Below are 18,808 nucleotides of genomic sequence, written 5' to 3'. Positions count from 1 at the left end.
GGGTGTAAGTCCCGAACCCCGAAGACAGAAGTAGAGGTTAGCCAAGAGCAAGGGTGTCCGTGGTGACGCGGAATCTGAAGGAAGCTGGAGGCAAAACACCGGTCCGAGGAACACGAACCTCATATAAGGCTAGGTATGATTGAGTGAGTTTGCAAAACAAAACAAAGCTCTTTCTGTCGAAGGTCATATCGAGTAGATGAGGCGGATAGATGGTGTGAAAGTGCATGTACTTACCCGGGGAGGTCTGGCGGATAGGTGAAGTACGCTTCATAACCTACTTAGTGATAAGTAGCTGAACCGTCAGAAGTCAGCAGAGGTCATAGTATTAGTTGGTCTAGAACAACTAAGAAGGACCGAACAATTAAGAGAGAATAGCCCTTGGCATTCAGTGAGTCATGATGAACACAGAAAACGTAGTACCTCACTTGAGGAAGGAAGCGGTGAATCCCGTGGGGGACCTCTTGGAGGGTGGAGTGACCACTGGCATAAAGAGAACAGCTATTCACGGAAGGAGAATAACGATGCTTTTGAATCAAATCCTGTCACGGGAGAACATGCTTCAAGCACTAAAACGTGTAGAACAGAATAAAGGAAGCCACGGAGTAGATATGATGCCCGTACAAAACCTACGACAGCACATAGTCGAAAACTGGCTATCTATTAAGGAGGCAATTCTCAAGGGAACTTATGAACCAATGCCAGTCCGCAGAGTCGAAATCCCGAAACCTGACGGCGGTGTTCGTTTACTAGGAATCCCTACCGTAACAGACCGTTTGATTCAACAAGCAATCGCCCAAGTACTTTCAAAAGTGTATGACCCTACATTCTCTGAAAACAGCTACGGATTTAGACCAAACCGAAGTGCCCATGATGCAGTGAAGAAAGCGAAAGAATATATAAGAGATGGATATCGATGGGTTGTAGATATGGACTTGGAGAAATTCTTTGATAAGGTCAACCATGACAGATTAATGGGTACACTCGCGAAGAGAATCCAAGATAAACCATTACTGAAATTGATTCGTAAGTATTTACAATCGGGAGTCATGATTAATGGTGTGGTGTCAAGCACATTAGAAGGAACTCCACAAGGAGGACCATTAAGTCCGCTACTATCTAACATTGTACTAGATGAACTAGATAAAGAATTGGAAAGAAGAGGACACAAATTCGTTCGATATGCGGATGACTGTAACATTTACGTGAAAAGTAAACGAGCAGGACTTCGCACAATGGCAAGCATTCAACGATTCATTGAAGGAAAACTACGACTGAAAGTAAATGAAAAGAAATCAGCGGTCGACCGTCCATGGAAACGTAAGTTTCTAGGATTTAGCTTTACCTATCATAAAGAGCCAAAGGTTCGTATCGCAAAAGAAAGCCTTAAACGAATGAAGAATAAAGTTCGTGAAATCACATCACGCAAGATGCCCTACCCGATGGAATACCGCATTCAGAAACTGAATCAATATCTAGTGGGATGGTGTGGATATTTTGCGTTAGCAGACACCAAATCTATATTCCTTGAATTAGATAAATGGATTCGTAGAAGACTTCGAATGTGTCTATGGAAGAACTGGAAGAAACCGAAAACAAAGACACGCAACCTTATTCAGCTTGGCGTACCACAATGGCAAGCGTATGAATGGGGAAATACTCGGAAGAGTTATTGGCGTATTTCAAATAGTCCAATATTACACAGAACCCTTGGTAACTCCTATTGGAGAAACCAAGGGTTGGAAAGTCTTGAAGCTCGTTATGAAAACTTGCGTCAATGATCTTAATTGAACCGCCGTATACGGAACCGTACGTACGGTGGTGTGAGAGGACGGGAGTTAATCGCTCCCTCCTACTCGATTCAAACGAGATTAGAATGCCCAGTCGCCTTTGCGGAAAATCGGCACAATGGAGCCGTCTTTTAGGATTCCGTCAATGTCCATCTCGGCAGATCCGATCATAAAGTCGACATGGACATTGGAGATGTTCAACCCTTGTGCCCGCAATTCCTCTTCGTTCATTTTTGTGCCGCCCTCAATGGTAAAAGGATAAGCGGAACCGATGGCAATATGGTTTGATGCATTTTCATCAAATAACGTATTGAAGAATGTGACTCCGGATTGGGAAATTGGCGAAGGATCCGGAACGAGGGCCACCTCCCCTAAGCCGGTTGCCCCTTCGTTATCAAAAACAAGTTTTTTAATGGCTTCGTCGCCTTTTTCAGCGGAAATGTCCACAATTTTACCGTCTTTAAAGTGGACAACAATGCCTTCGATTAATTGTCCCGCATAGCTCAAAGGCTTCGTGCTGCGAACAACCCCTTCCATACGGCGGGTATCGGGTGCGGTAAAGACCTCTTCCGTCGGCATATTGGCAATGAATTCTTCGCCTTTAGGATTGTAGCTTTCGGCACATGTCCAAATATGATTTTTCGGCAAACCTAATTTAAAGTCCGTGCCTGGCGCTTTAAAGTGCAATGTTTCAAATTGGTATTCATTCAGTTTTTTCGCTTTTTCATTCAATGTATTTTTATGTTTTTCCCAAGCGGCAATCGGGTCGTCTTCATATACCCGGCAAGTTTTGAAAATTTGATCCCATAACGCATCGACTTGTTCTTCGGCCGTTTCTAAATGAGGGAACACTTTTTTTGCCCAAGCGCTGCCAGCCGCTGCTGCAACCGTCCATTTAATATCGTTGTTTTGTGTTGCTTTTCGTTGGATGTGGAAAGCTTTGGTGGCCGCTTTCTGGAATGCGGCTACTTTGGCCGGATCCGCAGAGTCGAGCAAACTTGGGTCACTGGAAAGAATGGAAAGTCTTGAAACTTTTTTATTTAACACGTGGTCTTCGGATTCCTCAATTTCATATGGAGGAATGTCCGTAAGCACTTCTGTCGGTTGGTGTAGATAATGCAATTTTGTGATTTCATCATCGGTCCACTTCACAATGACTTTTTCCGCCCCTAATGCATAGGCTTCTTCCGTAATGTAGCGGGCAAGCGGTGCCTGGTCGACGGCAATGGTCATTTTCACCCAATCGCCGGGTTGCACATTGATTCCTTTTGCCACGAGAAGCTTTGCATATTTTCTTAACAGTTCATCGAAATTTTGCAACATATCAATTCCTCCATATGTGTTTTTTACCAATTTTACCACATTCGTTAATAAGATTTTCGGAACGGTTCAAATTATTTTTTTGTAAAACGATTGGCGTAGGTGCTGGCAACAAAGGAATCCGGTTTGATTTTTGCTTCAATTCCCAGGGAGTTCATCCTTGCAATCATTTCATTGACAAAGACCCTTGTTTTGTTCCGGTTCCCGCACCCGATGTCAATATGTCCTTCAATGGTGAAACTTGCACCTTTATAAACATGGGGCAAAACGAGATTGATCAATTGCTCCTTCTTTTCTTCCGTAAACATCGAAACGACTTCTTCAGTCAGGGAAGTTTCGTAGGAGATGCGTTCGTGCAGGTTCGTCATTCTTCTGGGAACGATCACTTTTCGGAAGCAAGCCCAAACGCCTTTTCCTTTTTGTTGAATGACGATTCCGGTGATAAATTTTGTTTCTTTGCTGAATACTTGTGAATCCGTTCCAAACATCAACGTAAAATTGCCGGTCGGATCTTTTTTGATAAACTGGACAATTGCTTCAAACACTTCCTCAAATGTCATGTTTTTTTGACTCAAATTCTGAAAGGTTCCGTCCGTCACTCTGTCGCTGTTCATCAATCTTACCTTTCTTATATGTTTTTGAATTAGTAGTACAGTTTATTCATGACCGGAATAGAAATGTGCATATCCAACCGTTTCGGGAAGGAGCATGGTGCGGAGGGTAGATTTCCCATCCCGCTGTTAAGCAAACTTATTCAATGTGCGGATCAACCTCATTGCCTGTTCTTATGTCAATCACTTTTTCATTGTTCTCTGGTGTTGGAATGATCTTGCTTTCAGGAGGCTGTATATTTTTTTCAACCCAATCCACCAATAAAAGAAATGCTTGATGGGCATAAGGCAATAACGGTTGAAGCTCTTTTTCAGGATCGGTTATCGGATTCCAAACGAGTCCATCTACATGATTTCCTTTTTCGACAATATATAGTCGATGAAGATGATCTTTTCCTGCCTGTTTCACTAATTTTTCATAACCCTTTGCATGGATATCCGGGAAAATGAGCGTGTCCAAAGATCCTGTAATACTGATGAGCGGAACATCGATGTTGCCGGTGTTTTCGATTTCCTTGATTTTTTCCTTCATAAATTTTCTTCTTTCCTCGTAATGATAATTTTTGAAAATATGGTCGTAAGAACGGTCGCGTAATCCGATGGCATTATAATTTAAGTAATTTGGCCAATTGATCCGGTTTGGTGCCGTCGGGTCAAAATGATCCCGGTAAATGTTCAAAGTGATAAACCAGTAAATTTGGTCATGGTATGCCCATAATTTCTCGGATCCTTTTGGAACACCCGCTTTATACAATTCTTTTATTGCTTCTTCCTTTGCTTCACCGTTGCCATAAATCGCTTGTTCCGCATAATTGACGACAGGAATCAAAGAACTGATGAGATTTGGGGGTTCTTCTGTCCAAAGTACGCCTTCCCAATCGACGCCGCCATCAAACAGCCGCCCTTCCCCCGTCTTTTCCGGGTCATCGTTTTCCAACGCATAGCGAACTACATAGCCCCCGTTGGAAATCCCGATGGCATATGTCGGTACTGGATGATCCGGGCGTATTAATTTGCTTGCCGGATTTGAAGCATCATTCGGATCAATGAGTTTGTCGCCAAAGTTCTTTATTAAATATTGTTGTGCCGCTTTCGTTATTTGCCTGAAGCGGAAATGCCATTCTGCGACGGAATTCTTTTCGTCCGCCAGCGCATTTTTTGCTTTCGCCAATGGATCACCTGCAACTTCCTTCCCTTGTGTTCCTTTATCTGTAGTTGCGAAGGCAAATCCCTTTTCGAGGACAAAATCGCTGAACAACAGGTCCGTTGCCGTTTCATTTCTCGTTGCCGGGATGCCGGATACCACCAATTTGCCATTCCAATGGTCAGGAACGCGAATAATAAATTGTGCATCCTCAAAAGCGCCGTTCACTTGGATGCCAGTAATTTTCCCCGGCTTATACATTTGATGCCAACCGGTTCCTTTTTCGGGATTACCCCAAAAAATTGGAGCCAAAAAATTATTTCCATAAAGATTTGCTTTTTCCAGCTGTCTTGGGTTCAAAGTTGTCAACCATCGCTGCTTTTGTCCATCAAAATGGGTCACTTTCACTGAGTGGGCTCCTGGTATGATTTCATCGTCAGTATGTGAAGTTGTCCCTTTGTCAAAAGAATTGAAGAAGAAAAAAGAGGTTGAATGAATTCCAATCAGTTTCCGATACAAGAAAAAACGCTCCTTTTTTTATGAAAGAATTTTACTCTATTTGTATATTCATTTTTCTGGAAACTTATGAAATTCCGTTGTGATATGGGGAGACGGACACCGGAAAAGGGAATAAATTGATATAACAGCAGCACAAGGAAGAAAAATTGTTGAATTAGAGGTGAAAAATTTAAAAAAACATCATAAAATATAGTTATAAGAAAAAATTTATTTAATGGGAGGAATGCCGATGATAACCGGTCAGTTAGAGCGGGCCTTTCAGTTAGCTGAAAAGCATCGTCTCGAAGTCAGTACCATTTTGGAATTAGACAAAATCATAAGGAAGGAAATTAATTCGACCCCAGTGGTGGAAGAAAAAATTCTTCAGCAAGTCATAAAAATATTGGAAAATAACAAGAGATTTTTGAAGGAGGCAACATAACAATTGGAAAAACAAGTTGAATTGTATGGTGATATAGACGAATTTGATTAAAGGCACTGCTCTGGAAAACAAGGAAATGAGAGCAGTGCCTTTAATATTTTATACATAATTTAATTTGTTTTTGCTTTACGTTTTTTTGCCAATTCCGCAGTCGCTGTAAATAAAACATCAGAAGATGAGTTCAATGCCGTCTCGCAAGAATCCTGCAATACACCGATGATGAATCCGACAGCCACCACTTGCATGGCGATATCATTGGAAATGCCGAATAAACTGCATGCAACCGGAATCAACAGCAAGGATCCTCCGGCAACACCTGATGCACCGGCAGCGGAGATGGCCGAAATGACTACTAAAATGATGGCCGTCATTACATCCACTTCAATTCCGAGCGTATGGCTCGCCGCAAGCGTTAAAACGGAAATGGTGATCGCGGCACCGGCCATATTGATGGTAGCGCCCAATGGAATCGATACAGAATATGTATCTTTATCCAACCCTAATTTTTCGCATAACGCCAAGTTGACAGGAATGTTTGCCGCGGAACTTCGGGTAAAGAAGGCAAAGATTGCACTTTCTTTGAGCGTCATCCAAACAAGCGGATATGGATTTTGCCGCGTACAAATGAAAGTGATGAGCGGGTTCACCACTAAAGCGACAAAGAACATACAACCAAGAAGAACAATAAGCAATTTTCCATATTCAATCAAAGCAGACAGCCCGTTGGATGCGATTGCATCAAACACAAGCCCCATAATACCGATAGGTGCAAGGTTGATAACCCATTTGACAATGGTTGAAATGGCTTCTGAAAGATTGTCGATTATGGTTTTCGTAGAATCCGCCGCTTTTTTTAACGCAATTCCGAGAACTACCGCCCAAGCCAAAATTCCGATGTAATTGGCATTCATCAATGCGCTAACCGGATTTGAAACAATATTAAACAGCAATGTCTGAAAAACTTCGGCGATTCCTTCCGGCGGAGTCACATCTTCAGCACTTGTTTTTAATGTCAATTCCGTTGGGAAAAGGAAGCTGGCAATGACCCCGATGGCACCGGCAGAAAAAGTACCTATGGCATATAGAACTAAAATCATTTTCATATTCGTCTTCGTGCCGCTTTTATGATTGGCAATCGCCTGGATGACCAGCACAAACACAAGCACAGGGGCCACCGCTTTTAAGGCGCTGACAAATAAGCTTCCTAAAATGGATAGCCAACTGAAAGCGTTTGGGACTGTGACCGCCAAAAGAATGCCTAAAACTAGTCCGATGATGATCCGTTTGACCAGGCTAATGCTGCTCCATGTATTCCAAATATTTTTCATAAAACCCTCCAAAGAATAAATTCTCGCTGGAAATACAATTGTTTACTCCAAAAAGACAATTAAGACAGATATAGTGTAGCACGGATTTTTGAAATCTTAAGAAATTTGTTATTTCCGAATAATAAGAAAAGTTTATTTATTTTGATTAAATAAAAAAATCTCCTCTAAAGGAGATTTCAACATTATTGATTCGCTTATTTTATTTCCCACAAACCTGCCCCATTCAATATCCGCTGGATGCCTCCCTTGCAAAGGCCGTGGGAACGCCAAGTGCAAGTATAACAAAGGATATCGATATCCTCCGGAGTGACATATTTTCGGATGCGAGACTCCACTTCTTCCCATGTTAGTACTTGTCCAACTCTAAAACCTAATTTTTCCAAAACTTGATGATCCCGATCGAAAATGTTTTTATCCAGGCAATGATATTCTTTGCATTCGGGATATTTTTCGCAAATCTGATCAATGCCGTCGATAATCTGAATTTCCGTTTTTGGGTCGGTTCTCAATTCATGGTGAATCTTCTTCATATTTTTTGCAAATTCTTCTGAATATCCCATTCCTCTAAAACCGACAAGGCAAAAAAGATGATGACCACGCAGCTTATACATCGTTTTCCTCCTAAAGGTAACGTTATGACGTTAATTACATGATACCATTTAGGAGGAAAAAATTGTATATGAAGAAATAAAATGATGTTTCAGCGAAAGTGAATGGTTTTTCCAAACAATCTCAATGTTCCCTACATTTCTAAAGTATTAATGACTTCCACATGTACATTCTAATGGCACAAGGAGGTGAACGACATGGCGGACCGCAGTTCCAACAAATTAGTGTTTCCAGGTGCAGAAGCAGCTTTGAATCAAATGAAATATGAAATCGCACAAGAGTTTGGCGTAAACCTCTCACCAGATACATCTTCCCGGGCTAACGGTTCAGTTGGTGGGGAAATTACGAAACGTCTTGTGCAAATGGCTCAGCAACAATTGCAAGGAAAGTCAGAATAAACGTTTGACTATTAAAAAGAGCGAAATTTACTTTCGCTCTTTTTCTTTAGTGCGCCTGGCATGGGTGTAATCTATAGGGTGTAAGTCCCGAACTGTGAAGGCAGAAGTAACAGTTAGCTTAACGCAAGGGTGTCCGTGGTGACGCGGAATCTGAAGGAAGCGAGCGGCAAACTTCCGGTCTGAGGAACACGAACTTCATATAAGGCTAGGTATCATTGGATGAGTTTGCTAAACAAAACAAAGTCCTTTCTGCCAAAGGTGGTACAGAGTAAATGAAGCAGATAGATGGAAGGAAAGATTACATTCTTACCCGGGGAGGTCTGGCGGATATGTGAAGTACGCTTCATAACCTACTTAGTGATAAGTAGCTGAACCGTCAGAAGTCAGCAGAGGTCATAGTATTAGTTGGTTTAGAACTACTAAGAAGGACCGAACAATTAAGAGAGAATAGCCCTTGGCATTCAGTGAGTCATGATGAACACAGAAAACGTAGTACCTCACTTGAGGAAGGAAGCGGTGAATCCCGTGGGAGACCTCTTGGAGGGTGGAGTGACCACTGGCATAAAGAGAACAGCTATTCACGGAAGTTATAAAGACTTGCGTCAATCATCTTAATTGAACCGCCGTATACGGAACCGTACGTACGGTGGTGTGAGAGGACGGGAGTTAATCGCTCCCTCCTACTCGATTCAATTAAATCCGATATTATTTTAACCATAATGCCCAATATTAGACGTGCGATACGAAAAAACATTAAAAAATTAAAAACGTCAAATACAAACCGGCCAACGTGAAAAATAATATTGGGAGGGTTAACACAATTCCCATTTTAAAATAAGTTCCCCAGGAAATTTTGATTCCTTTCGTTTTAAGAACATGCAGCCATACAAGTGTTGCAAGCGATCCGATCGGTGTAATTTTTGGTCCTAAATCGGAACCGATGACATTGGCGAAAATCAAAGCATCCTGAATGGTACCGGATGTATTTGTTTCTGCGATGGCCAATGAGTCAATCATGATGGTCGGCAAATTATTCATCACGGAAGAAAGAAAAGCTGCAAGATAGCCCATTCCAATGGTTGCAGTGAATAATCCTCCCTGCGAAGTCCATTCAATCACGTAAGCGATTGCTTTTGTAAAGCCGGCATTCCCAAGACCATATACAACGAGATACATACCGATGGAGAAAAATACGATATTCCAGGGTGCCCCTTTGATCACCGCCTTAATATTCACAGCCGGACTTTTCCAAGCCAAAGCCAGAAGGAAAATCGCCATGATCCAGCCGATGACGCAAACAGGGATATGTATCAGTTCAGCTGTAAAATAACCGATTAATAATACAACCATCACGGGCCATGCCAATTTGAACAATTTTTTATCCCGGACGGCTTCCCGGGGATTTTTGAGCATTGCTGCATCATATTTTGGTGGAATGGATTTTCGGAAATACAGATACAACACAAGGATGGTTGCCATCAAAGAAAATAAATTTGGCACTATCATTCGCAGAGCATATTCCTTGAAACTCACACCAAAAAAATCGGCGGCAATGACATTCACCAGATTGCTGATTAGAAAGGGAAGAGAGGTGGTGTCAGCGATAAAACCGCTTGCCATAATGAAAGGAAAAATCATTTTTTCGCTTAATTGCAGATTCCGCACCATGGCTAGCACTATGGGTGTCAAGATCAATGCGGCACCATCATTGGAGAAAAAGGCTGAAACGAAAGCTCCAAGGACTGTGACGAAAATAAACATTCTTACGCCGTTCCCTTTCGCGATACGGGCCATGTGCAACGCGGACCATTCAAATAAACCGATTTGATCCAAAATCAATGAAATAATGATGATGGCGATAAATAACAAGGTGGCATTCCAAGTGATATCCACAACCGAAAAAACGTCTTTAATATCCACCACTCCGACGAGCAGCGCCAGGACTGCCCCTCCGCATGCAAACCATCCGATACTTATATTTTTTGGTTGGCGTATTACGAGGAAGAGCGTAAAGATGAATATTAGGACAGCGAATAGTAAGTTAAGCAAAACCGGATCCTCCAACCCAACTGAATTGTTTGAATGTCTAAATGTCACAATTGCTATTTTATAATATTGATTTCCATTTTCCCATTAATTCTTTGTGTCGTTTGCATAAAAAAAACCTGCCGGCAAAAGGCAGGGGATTAAGAAATCAATTCCAATTTAAGATCCAGATTTTTTAATAATTGTTCAATCGTTTTTTGTTGTTCTTCGTTCAATGGCACTAATGGCAGGCGCACACCACCGACGGATATGCCTTTTAAGTTTAATGCAGCTTTTACAGGTACAGGATTTGGTGCTATGAACATCCCTTTCATGATTGGCAATAGTCTGCGATGCTCTTTCGCCGCTTCATGAATATCGCCATTTAAGAAATGTTGAATCATTGTTTGCATTTCGTTGCCGATGATATGGGAAGCCACGGAAATGACCCCAGTGCCTCCAACAGCCAAAGAAGGCAATGTCAAGCTGTCGTCTCCGCTATAAAGGGAGAAGTCATCCGGCGTATTTTCGATGATTTGCGCCATTGCATCCAAACTTCCACTTGCTTCTTTGATGGCAACGATATTCGGGATTTCCGCAAGGCGAACTACAGTGTCAACGGATAGATTGACTACGCTGCGACCCGGAATATTATATAAAATCACTGGCAGTTTAGTACTTTGAGCGATGCTTTTGAAGTGTTCGTACATGCCTTCCTGGTTCGGCTTATTGTAGTATGGTGTAACTAACATGACACCATCCACACCGGCTTCCTCCGCTTTTTCCGTAAGTTCAATGGAAGCTCTCGTATTATACGAGCCGGTACCTGCAATTACAGGAACTCTTCCATTTACGGTTTTTACGACAAATTTGAATAGTTCGACTTTTTCACCTTCTGTTAAAGTAGGTGATTCTCCGGTTGTACCGCATACAATCAAGCCGTCTGTTCCATTGGCAATCAAATAATCGACCAACTTTTGCGTAGCGTCAAAATCTACGTCACCATTTTGGTCAAATGGCGTTACCATTGCAGTTAATACTCTTCCAAAATTCATTTCTTCTCCACATCCTTTTCATTTTTTTGTAATGGAGAAGGGCAATTGTCAATTAAACGCAAAAAGCAACAACGAAGAGCTTCGTTGTTGCAAAAAAATTGAATTTTTTGCGTAAGATAGCCCTCCATATAGTTTCCTATATGACAGTCCTGCACTTATTCAATGCAGAACCAGCCTCTGGAAAAATGAGTTTCCAGAGACTTCGGCAAATCCCCCTTTCCACAATCATCATTGGACCTCATTATCCTCAAACTGTGTACTCTTGGTCTTTGCGCCTCTATCCTTACTTCAAAACAATATTGAATTGAAATAAGTCGATGTATAATTAAATACATTTTATATTCTTTTTATTGGAAATGCAATATTTATTAAGTATCAAGAACGTATAAATGTTTTTAATATTATATAAAATGCAGAAAAATTTGAAATATTCAAGTGGAAGGGTGAAAAATTAAGAAATTTAATTGTTATTCTTACTTTCATGAATAATGAAGATCAATTGGATTTGGTGTGGACTGCAATGAATCAAACGGCCTTGGGGAACCAGGGTTTCCCAAGCGGTAATGCGGATGACTTGAAAAGAGTGCCCTAAAGGGGAATATTGGAAAAATGGATTCGCCGGTTTTCAATGAAAAAACCGGCGAATGGTTTTTATTTATGGTGCAAAATATAGGATAAAGCCGATTGGAAAAAGTACTTCTTCTTTTCGTCATTCATCTTCAACAGTTCGTCCTGATTGATTAACTGTATGTGGTGTAACGGGGAATATTTCTTTGCAGATGCAGTAAAGGGTTGATTGGAAACGATCAATGCGCCATTCGCCCCATGCCTTTTTCTTTTGGCGGCTATTTTTTGGACCCTTCGAATATCGACAGCCTTTTGTGACTCGAGAATTTGGACAATATATTTTTTTGTGCCTTTCCATAAAATAAGGTCAACATCATAACCATCCAGCTCTTTTGTGACGATTGCGACATATCCCCGCTTTTCAAAATGGGATTTTAATAAATAAAGGTATTCAATTTTTTGTAAATGGTCTTGTGTCAAATCCGCTTCCCAGTCATCATTTTTCACCATGTGAATCATGCGGCAAATCAAATAGAAAAGAAAGCGGAAACTGGATACTCTGAAAGGTTTATAAAAAATGATCACCGTGATGAAAAGCATCAAATACAATTTAAGATCAAATATATCCGGATTGATTGAAAAGGAACTGTAAAGGGCAATGACAATTCCGAAACTGAACATGAGAATCATTAAAAACTCAATCGCTTTGCTGCCAAAATTTCTTTGTTTCATCGTTGTTCATTCCTTGTTTTTAATTCTATTTTTTACGTGTTGCCCGAAATCTATTCCTAAAACAGAATAATTGATTACCACCGGGATATTTGTGTATGATAAGAAAAACATTTCAATTTCGAGATAAATAGAGTTGGAATTTTTGGAGGATGAAGAATGGAAATAGGATTAACGACATTTGTTGAAACGACTCCCGATGTAAGAACCGGAAAAGTGATCAGTCATGCTGAACGCCTCCGGGAAGTGGTGGAAGAAATCGAACTGGCGGATGCAGTGGGATTGGATGTTTACGGTGTTGGGGAACATCATCGGAAGGATTACGCCTGTTCAGCTCCTGCCGTTTTGCTTGCAGCTGCGGCAACGAAAACAAAACGCATCAGGCTGACAAGTGCGGTAACGGTATTATCATCCGATGATCCTGTCCGGGTGTATCAACAATTTGCCACGGTGGATGCGATTTCCAATGGACGGGCGGAAATTATGGCCGGCAGAGGTTCTTTCATTGAATCTTTCCCGCTGTTTGGGTATGACTTAAAGGATTATGATGAATTGTTTGAGGAAAAATTGCAATTATTGCTGCAAATTCAAAAAAATGAATTGATTCATTGGAACGGGAAACATCGTCCAAGCATTGATGGCAGAGGAGTGTATCCGAGACCGGAAAAAGAGGTTCCCATTTGGATTGCAAGCGGCGGGACTCCACAATCGGTAGCACGGGCAGGGGCATTGGGATTGCCATTATGTTTGGCAATCATCGGCGGCAGTCCATTGCAATTTGCCCCTTTGGTGAAGCTGTATTACCGCGCGGCTAAAGAAGCGGGACATGATCTTTCAAAACTTAAAGTGGCCACCCATTCTCACGGGTTTGTGGCAGATACGACGGAAGAAGCGGTGGAAAAATTTTTCCCTCCAACCCAATATGCAATGAATGTTTTAGGCAGGGAACGGGGATGGGGACCATATACCCAAGCGACTTTCGATTACGCCAGAAGTATGGAAGGGGCACTGTATTGCGGGGATGTTAAAACCGTCGCCGAAAAAATAATTTTCTTGCGCAAAAATGTGGGAGTAACCCGCTTTATGCTGCACTGCCCTGTTGGCTCTATGGCACATGAAGATGTGATGAGATGTATTGAGTTGTTAGGAAAAGAAGTGGCGCCGATTGTCCGGGAAGAAGTGGCAAAATGGGAAGCGGAAGGGAATGGGCAAATCGAATTTTAAGCAATAAAAAAAGCGGATTGGAAAATGGTTCTTTTTCCAATCCGTTTTTTGACCGACAAAAGTATTCCCCAGGAAAACAACCGTCAAATGATGACCATATCCGGAGGTTAATGAACGTATTCGGCTTCCATTTCTTTTATTTTTTCGTACAGCATTTTATTCACAGGCGTATCGATTCCGTATTTTTCTCCAAGTTTAAGTACGGTGCCGGAGAATAATTCCACTTCACTTGGCCGCTTTGCATCTACATCTTGCGCCATGGATGGTTTTCCATCAGGGCTTAAAGTGCTTAATACATCGAGCCAATATTGCAAATCCTGTTCGGATAACGGGACACCCGCTTTCTCGGAAATGGCAATGACTTCTTTCATCGCAGCAATCATCGTATTTCTTGCTTCCCCTTCATTTTGCACTGTCCCGTAATTGCCCTTGTAGACGGCGACCGTTTGATTGACCCCAACGTTCAACATAAATTTTCCCCAGAGGCGATGGGTCATGTTCGTATCTACTTGATGGGGGAGTTGGACGGAATCGAAAAATTCTCTTAGGCCTTTTGTTTTTTCGCTGATGATGCCTGGTTCTTTATCGCCAAAAACGAGAATCCCTTTATGGTCATAAGTCAGTTTGTTGCCGACTTTTACTGCATCCATGCCTTGCGCAACGCAGTAAAGGACTTTGTCAAAACCGTAAGCTTGCCCGATCATTTCTTCGCTAATGATGCCGTTCAACGCGGAAATGATGATTGTATTTTCTCCAACGTGGTGTTTGGCAAAGCGAATGGCTTCCTCCAAACCGTGAAATTTCACCGTAAAAATAAGCAAATCTGCCGGTTCCACCTGTTCATCAGGCGTTACATAGCGAAATTCACATTTTTCCCCATTGCAGAATACGCCTTCATTTTTATATTTTTGTATGCGTTGTTCATCGGCGATGATCCGTACATTTTCTTTGGGCAATTTTTTTGATAAATGGTGGCCATACATGATGCCCAGCGCACCGAGACCGATGATGGATACCCTTTGTATTCTCATGATTGAACCTTCCTTCATCCTCTTCATTTTTTACAACCCTTTGTTTAGTTTACCAAATACTGCCGTATGAAAGAACCGATTTGCTGTGGGGAATTTATCCATTCAATGTTCCTTGCAAATTGTAAAAAGTGGTTTGGAACAAAAAAGAGGTGCGGGAGGATTCCCGCACCAAAGGGAGTAGATAAGAAAGGGGTTTTGAAAGTAAGGATTTAAAGCATGGGGCAACAATGTAAATGCTTTTACAAATTGTAATCCATCCATCCTTTTGTCTAAATTGTACCCCGAATGAGTGAAGTTTAAAAGCAAGTTAATGGATTTTCAAAGATTATTCAAAACTTTTTGAACAGTTATGGACAAACGATTATTCAAATGTTTTAAGGAAAAGTACTTCATAATGATTTTACGGATATGGAATGTGTTATAATTGAAGAAATTTTGTGGGATAAGAAAAATATTTGAGGTGAACTGTATGATTAAAATTACAGCTGATAGTACATGTGATTTATCTCCCCAAATTATAGAACAATTTGATATTTCATTGATGCCTTTGCATGTATTGATTGATGACGAAGATTTCCGCGATGGTATTGATATTGAACCGAAAGATATATTCCGTTATGTCGGACAGGAAGGAAAATCATGCAAAACAGCGGCGGTCAATACGTTTGAATATGAAAATTTTTTCAAGGAATTTTCCCAGAATTATGATGCGGTGATACATATCAGTTTAGGTTCAGGTTTTTCCTCTTGCTGCCAAAATGCAAAAATGGCTGCCCAACAGTTTGATAATGTGTATGTGGTGGATTCGCAAAATCTTTCAACTGGAAGCGGCCACATTGTTTACGAAGCCGCACTGATGGCACAAGAAGGGGTTCAACCGGAAGTGATTGTCAAACATTTGGAAGAGGTGGCTCCTAAAGTGGATGCCAGCTTCGTTATTGATACAATGGAATACTTGAGAAAAGGCGGACGTTGTTCCGGAATTGAAGCGTTCGGCGCCACTTTGCTAAGAATTAAACCGTCCATCGAAGTGGTCGATGGAAAAATGATTGTCGGCAAAAAATATCGGGGAAATTTTGACCGTTGCATCGTGAATTATGTAAAAGATCGTCTTGAAAATAACAATGATATCGATTATTCAAGAGTGTTCATCACCCATTCCTATTGCTCGCCGGAAACGGTTCAAAAAGTGAGGGAGGCCGTTGAAACCTATGCTAATTTCGAACAAATCATCGAAACGACTGCAGGCTGCACCATTTCCTCCCACTGCGGACCCAATACGTTAGGAATCCTGTATAAAAGAAAAAGTAAAAAATGACGGGAATAGCAAACTGTTTGGAAGAACTTCCGGACAGTTTTTTTCGTGTGCAATGCAAGTCCTAAAATGTGGAAAAATATACACGGTTGTTTGTATAATAAAACTAGAATCATTTTAAAAGAATACTAGGAGGGATTGGAATGGATCCGAAGGCGAAAAGAACAGCACTTAGAGGTATCACATACGGGTTGTATATTATTGGTACAAAAGATAATGAAGGGGTAAACGGCTTTGCAGGAAACTTTTTAACACAAACTTCTTTTGAGCCGCCTCTTGTAGCGATTGCTGTAAAAGAGGGCACCCGCTCCCAAAAACAGATCGCAGAAAGCGGCGTATTCAGCGTCAATATTTTGGAAAGCGGACAAAAAGATATGGTCACTGCTTTCTTTAAATCATTGCAACCGGAAGGCAATACATTGGCTGGCTATGAATTCTACACGGAAGAAACAGGCTGCCCGATTTTTAAAGATGCATTGAGTTTCTTCGAATGCAAAGTGGTGGACAAGGTTGAAAAAGGAGACCATTACATTTACGTTGGAGAAGTGATCAATGCCGGCGTCCATCGCGAAGGCGATCCGCTTACAATGAAAGAAACCGGCTTCTATTATGGCGGATAAAATTTTTCATAAAAACAATGTCCCAACATAATATGGTATTGGGAGTTTTGAAAAGCTTTCCTAAAGCAATCATGCTTAGGGGAGCTTTTTTCTATCTCATAGACTCGCAAATTAAAATTCTTTGGTATCAGAAACAAAACGTAAACATACTATGTTATAAATTAAAAGCCCTGAATGGAGGGAAGGCGCTATCGATATCTTAAAGAAAATCAGAGAACATAGAGAAGAAGAGGAAAAGCTGAAGTGGGAAGGTACCTTTGCCGAGTATTTGGAAATTGTAAAAAAACGGCCAGAAGTTGCACAATCCGCACATGCTCGCGTTTACAATATGATTAAAAGCGCAGGGATAGAGGAAAAAAATGGACAAAAGATATATAAATTTTTCAGCAATGAAATCTTCGGATTGGAGTCAACGATTGAACGGCTGGTGGAAGAATATTTCCATCCCGCAGCAAAAAGACTGGATGTACGGAAACGGATTTTGCTTCTCATGGGGCCGGTCAGCGGTGGGAAATCAACCATTGTCACTTTGTTAAAGCGGGGATTGGAGAAATATACCCGCACCGATGAAGGAGCGGTCTATGCCATCAAAGGATGCCCGATGCATGAAGATCCATTGCATTTAATCCCCCATCATCTCCGGGAGGATTTCTACAAAGAATACGGCATCCGCATTGAAGGCAGTTTATCGCCATTGAATCAATTGCGTTTGGAACAGGAATATGGCGGCCGTATTGAAGATGTCATCGTGGAGCGCATTTTCTTCTCGGAAGATAAACGCGTCGGAATTGGGACATTCACCCCATCCGATCCAAAATCCCAAGACATCGCAGATTTGACAGGCAGCATCGATTTCTCGACGATTGCGGAATACGGTTCGGAATCCGATCCGCGAGCCTACCGTTTTGACGGCGAATTGAATAAAGCAAACCGCGGGTTGATGGAATTCCAGGAAATGTTAAAACTTGATGAGAAATTTTTATGGCACTTATTGTCTTTGACTCAGGAAGGAAACTTCAAAGCGGGCCGGTTCGCGTTAATTTCAGCCGATGAGCTTATCGTGGCCCATACGAACGAAACCGAATACCGTTCCTTCATTGCCAATAAAAAGAACGAAGCGCTTCACTCAAGAATTATCGTAATGCCTGTACCATACAATTTAAAAGTGAGCGAAGAAGTGAAAATTTATGAAAAAATGATCAAGGAAAGCGATATGGCCCATGTGCATATAGCCCCGCACGCATTAAGAGTCGCCGCCATCTTCTCAGTATTGACAAGACTGGAAGTGCCGAAAAAACAAGGCATAGACATTGTGAAAAAAATGCGGCTTTACGACGGTGAAACGGTGGAAGGATATAATTCAGCGGATGTGGAGGAATTGAAAAAAGAATATCCGAATGAAGGAATGAAGGGCATCGATCCACGCTATGTCATCAACCGCATTTCATCGGCCATTATCCGCAAAGAAGTGCCATCCATCAATGCGTTGGACGTTTTAAGGTCATTAAAAGATGGACTAGATCAACATCCATCCATCTCGCCGGAAGAGCGGGAAAAATATTTGAACTACATTGCCATCGCAAGACGGGAATATGATGAAATCGCGAAAAATGAAGTGCAAAAAGCCTTCGTATATTCCTATGAAGAATCTGCCAAAACGCTTTTAAACAACTATTTGGACAATGTGGAAGCTTATTGCAACAAACAAAAAATCAAAGATCCGCTGACTGGCGAAGAATTGCCGCCGGATGAAAAATTGATGCGTTCCATCGAAGAACAAATCGGCATCTCCGAAAATGCGAAAAAGGCATTCAGGGAAGAAATTCTCATCCGCCTTTCCGCTTATGCCCGGAAAGGGAAGAAATTCGATTACAATTCCCACGAGAGACTGCGGGAAGCGATCCAAAAGAAACTGTTTGCGGATTTGAAAGATGTAGTCAAAATCACAACTTCCACAAAAACGCCGGATGAAGCACAGTTGAAAAAGATTAACGAAGTGATTGCCAGATTGATTGATGAATATGGTTATAATTCCACTTCAGCGAATGAATTGTTGCGTTATGTCGGCAGTTTGTTGAACAGATAAACCGAATACCGTTTCTGAA

At 41.5% G+C, this 18,808-nt stretch carries 17 protein-coding genes and 1 riboswitch; of the genes, 8 read left to right on the top strand and 9 right to left on the bottom strand.

The annotated features are described in order from the left end of the window. Positions 1-521: 521 nt before the first annotated feature. Positions 522-1,778: a group II intron reverse transcriptase/maturase gene (gene ltrA, locus NST13_RS08935; RefSeq protein WP_342581833.1), complete on the top strand. Its 1,257-nt coding sequence runs from the start codon at positions 522-524 to the stop codon at positions 1,776-1,778. A gap of 90 nt (positions 1,779-1,868) precedes the next feature. On the opposite strand, the gene NST13_RS08930 is transcribed toward ltrA, so the two are convergent. The 3 genes from NST13_RS08930 to NST13_RS08920 form a co-directional block, all read right to left on the bottom strand. After that, entirely contained in the window at positions 1,869-3,110 is a 1,242-nt protein-coding gene (locus tag NST13_RS08930) for an aminopeptidase (RefSeq protein ID WP_342468475.1), read from the bottom strand. Positions 3,111-3,181: 71 nt separating this feature from the next. After that, positions 3,182-3,721: a ribonuclease H-like YkuK family protein gene (locus tag NST13_RS08925; RefSeq protein ID WP_342468476.1), complete on the bottom strand. Its 540-nt coding sequence runs from the start codon at positions 3,719-3,721 to the stop codon at positions 3,182-3,184. 136 nt (positions 3,722-3,857) lie between these two features. Then, positions 3,858-5,381 carry an alpha/beta hydrolase gene (locus NST13_RS08920; protein ID WP_342468477.1) on the bottom strand — a complete coding sequence of 508 codons (1,524 nt, stop codon included), beginning with the start codon at positions 5,379-5,381 and terminating at the stop codon, positions 3,858-3,860. Positions 5,382-5,610: 229 nt separating this feature from the next. Here NST13_RS08920 and NST13_RS08915 point away from each other — a divergent pair, with 229 nt between their 5' ends. Next, positions 5,611-5,802 (top strand): ABC transporter permease, encoded by a 192-nt coding sequence (locus NST13_RS08915; protein WP_342468478.1) that lies wholly within the window; start codon positions 5,611-5,613, stop codon positions 5,800-5,802. A 110-nt stretch (positions 5,803-5,912) separates the two neighbouring features. Here the strand turns inward: NST13_RS08915 and sstT are convergent, their stop codons facing one another. After that, positions 5,913-7,130 carry a serine/threonine transporter SstT gene (gene sstT / locus NST13_RS08910; protein ID WP_342580432.1) on the bottom strand — a complete coding sequence of 406 codons (1,218 nt, stop codon included), beginning with the start codon at positions 7,128-7,130 and terminating at the stop codon, positions 5,913-5,915. A gap of 194 nt (positions 7,131-7,324) precedes the next feature. Beyond that, positions 7,325-7,741, bottom strand: coding sequence for a DUF1284 domain-containing protein (locus NST13_RS08905; protein ID WP_342580431.1), 417 nt, complete (start codon positions 7,739-7,741; stop codon positions 7,325-7,327). Positions 7,742-7,936: 195 nt separating this feature from the next. On the opposite strand from NST13_RS08905, the gene NST13_RS08900 reads away from it, so the two are divergent. Further along, a complete protein-coding gene (locus NST13_RS08900; RefSeq protein ID WP_342468481.1) occupies positions 7,937-8,137 on the top strand; it encodes an alpha/beta-type small acid-soluble spore protein in 201 nt (66 codons plus the stop codon). 471 nt (positions 8,138-8,608) lie between these two features. Further along, a complete protein-coding gene (locus tag NST13_RS08895; protein WP_172597779.1) occupies positions 8,609-8,752 on the top strand; it encodes a hypothetical protein in 144 nt (47 codons plus the stop codon). A gap of 138 nt (positions 8,753-8,890) precedes the next feature. On the opposite strand, the gene NST13_RS08890 is transcribed toward NST13_RS08895, so the two are convergent. The 3 genes from NST13_RS08890 to NST13_RS08880 form a co-directional block, all read right to left on the bottom strand. Continuing rightward, positions 8,891-10,186, bottom strand: a complete 1,296-nt coding sequence (locus tag NST13_RS08890) for an arsenic transporter (protein WP_342468483.1) — start codon at positions 10,184-10,186, stop codon at positions 8,891-8,893. Positions 10,187-10,323: 137 nt separating this feature from the next. After that, the gene (dapA, locus tag NST13_RS08885) at positions 10,324-11,217 is read right to left on the bottom strand and encodes a 4-hydroxy-tetrahydrodipicolinate synthase (RefSeq protein WP_342580430.1); all 894 of its coding nucleotides are present in this window, start codon (positions 11,215-11,217) and stop codon (positions 10,324-10,326) included. A gap of 109 nt (positions 11,218-11,326) precedes the next feature. Then, positions 11,327-11,505, bottom strand: a riboswitch (Lysine riboswitch). A 363-nt stretch (positions 11,506-11,868) separates the two neighbouring features. Beyond that, positions 11,869-12,516, bottom strand: coding sequence for a restriction endonuclease (locus NST13_RS08880; RefSeq protein WP_342580429.1), 648 nt, complete (start codon positions 12,514-12,516; stop codon positions 11,869-11,871). A gap of 156 nt (positions 12,517-12,672) precedes the next feature. On the opposite strand from NST13_RS08880, the gene NST13_RS08875 reads away from it, so the two are divergent. Then, complete coding sequence (locus NST13_RS08875; protein ID WP_342468486.1) at positions 12,673-13,737, top strand: LLM class flavin-dependent oxidoreductase; 1,065 nt, start codon at positions 12,673-12,675, stop codon at positions 13,735-13,737. A gap of 107 nt (positions 13,738-13,844) precedes the next feature. On the opposite strand, the gene NST13_RS08870 is transcribed toward NST13_RS08875, so the two are convergent. After that, positions 13,845-14,768, bottom strand: coding sequence for a ketopantoate reductase family protein (locus NST13_RS08870; RefSeq protein ID WP_342468487.1), 924 nt, complete (start codon positions 14,766-14,768; stop codon positions 13,845-13,847). A gap of 469 nt (positions 14,769-15,237) precedes the next feature. On the opposite strand from NST13_RS08870, the gene NST13_RS08865 reads away from it, so the two are divergent. The 3 genes from NST13_RS08865 (at position 15,238) to NST13_RS08855 (ending at position 18,789) form a co-directional block, all read left to right on the top strand. Next, a complete protein-coding gene (locus NST13_RS08865) occupies positions 15,238-16,086 on the top strand; it encodes a DegV family protein (protein ID WP_342468488.1) in 849 nt (282 codons plus the stop codon). 140 nt (positions 16,087-16,226) lie between these two features. Further along, positions 16,227-16,703, top strand: a complete 477-nt coding sequence (locus tag NST13_RS08860) for a flavin reductase family protein (RefSeq protein WP_342580428.1) — start codon at positions 16,227-16,229, stop codon at positions 16,701-16,703. Positions 16,704-16,893: 190 nt separating this feature from the next. Beyond that, positions 16,894-18,789 carry a PrkA family serine protein kinase gene (locus NST13_RS08855; RefSeq protein ID WP_342581832.1) on the top strand — a complete coding sequence of 632 codons (1,896 nt, stop codon included), beginning with the start codon at positions 16,894-16,896 and terminating at the stop codon, positions 18,787-18,789. Positions 18,790-18,808: the final 19 nt, after the last annotated feature.

Origin of the sequence: Ureibacillus sp. FSL W7-1570 (assembly GCF_038593265.1) — a bacterium.
GTDB classification, from domain to species: Bacteria; Bacillota; Bacilli; order Bacillales_A; family Planococcaceae; genus Ureibacillus; species Ureibacillus suwonensis.
The sequence above is the reverse complement of the archived record's forward strand: the minus strand, read 5'-3'. Positions and strand labels throughout refer to the sequence as shown.

Coding starts and splice junctions, on each gene's coding strand:
- ltrA (WP_342581833.1), top strand. CDS start 522: ATGCTTTTGAATCAAATCCTGTCACGGGAGAACATGCTTCAAGCACTA.
- NST13_RS08930 (WP_342468475.1), bottom strand. CDS start 3,110: ATGTTGCAAAATTTCGATGAACTGTTAAGAAAATATGCAAAGCTTCTC.
- NST13_RS08925 (WP_342468476.1), bottom strand. CDS start 3,721: ATGAACAGCGACAGAGTGACGGACGGAACCTTTCAGAATTTGAGTCAA.
- NST13_RS08915 (WP_342468478.1), top strand. CDS start 5,611: ATGATAACCGGTCAGTTAGAGCGGGCCTTTCAGTTAGCTGAAAAGCAT.
- sstT (WP_342580432.1), bottom strand. CDS start 7,130: ATGAAAAATATTTGGAATACATGGAGCAGCATTAGCCTGGTCAAACGG.
- NST13_RS08905 (WP_342580431.1), bottom strand. CDS start 7,741: ATGTATAAGCTGCGTGGTCATCATCTTTTTTGCCTTGTCGGTTTTAGA.
- NST13_RS08900 (WP_342468481.1), top strand. CDS start 7,937: ATGGCGGACCGCAGTTCCAACAAATTAGTGTTTCCAGGTGCAGAAGCA.
- NST13_RS08895 (WP_172597779.1), top strand. CDS start 8,609: ATGATGAACACAGAAAACGTAGTACCTCACTTGAGGAAGGAAGCGGTG.
- dapA (WP_342580430.1), bottom strand. CDS start 11,217: ATGAATTTTGGAAGAGTATTAACTGCAATGGTAACGCCATTTGACCAA.
- NST13_RS08880 (WP_342580429.1), bottom strand. CDS start 12,516: ATGAAACAAAGAAATTTTGGCAGCAAAGCGATTGAGTTTTTAATGATT.
- NST13_RS08875 (WP_342468486.1), top strand. CDS start 12,673: ATGGAAATAGGATTAACGACATTTGTTGAAACGACTCCCGATGTAAGA.
- NST13_RS08870 (WP_342468487.1), bottom strand. CDS start 14,768: ATGAGAATACAAAGGGTATCCATCATCGGTCTCGGTGCGCTGGGCATC.
- NST13_RS08865 (WP_342468488.1), top strand. CDS start 15,238: ATGATTAAAATTACAGCTGATAGTACATGTGATTTATCTCCCCAAATT.
- NST13_RS08860 (WP_342580428.1), top strand. CDS start 16,227: ATGGATCCGAAGGCGAAAAGAACAGCACTTAGAGGTATCACATACGGG.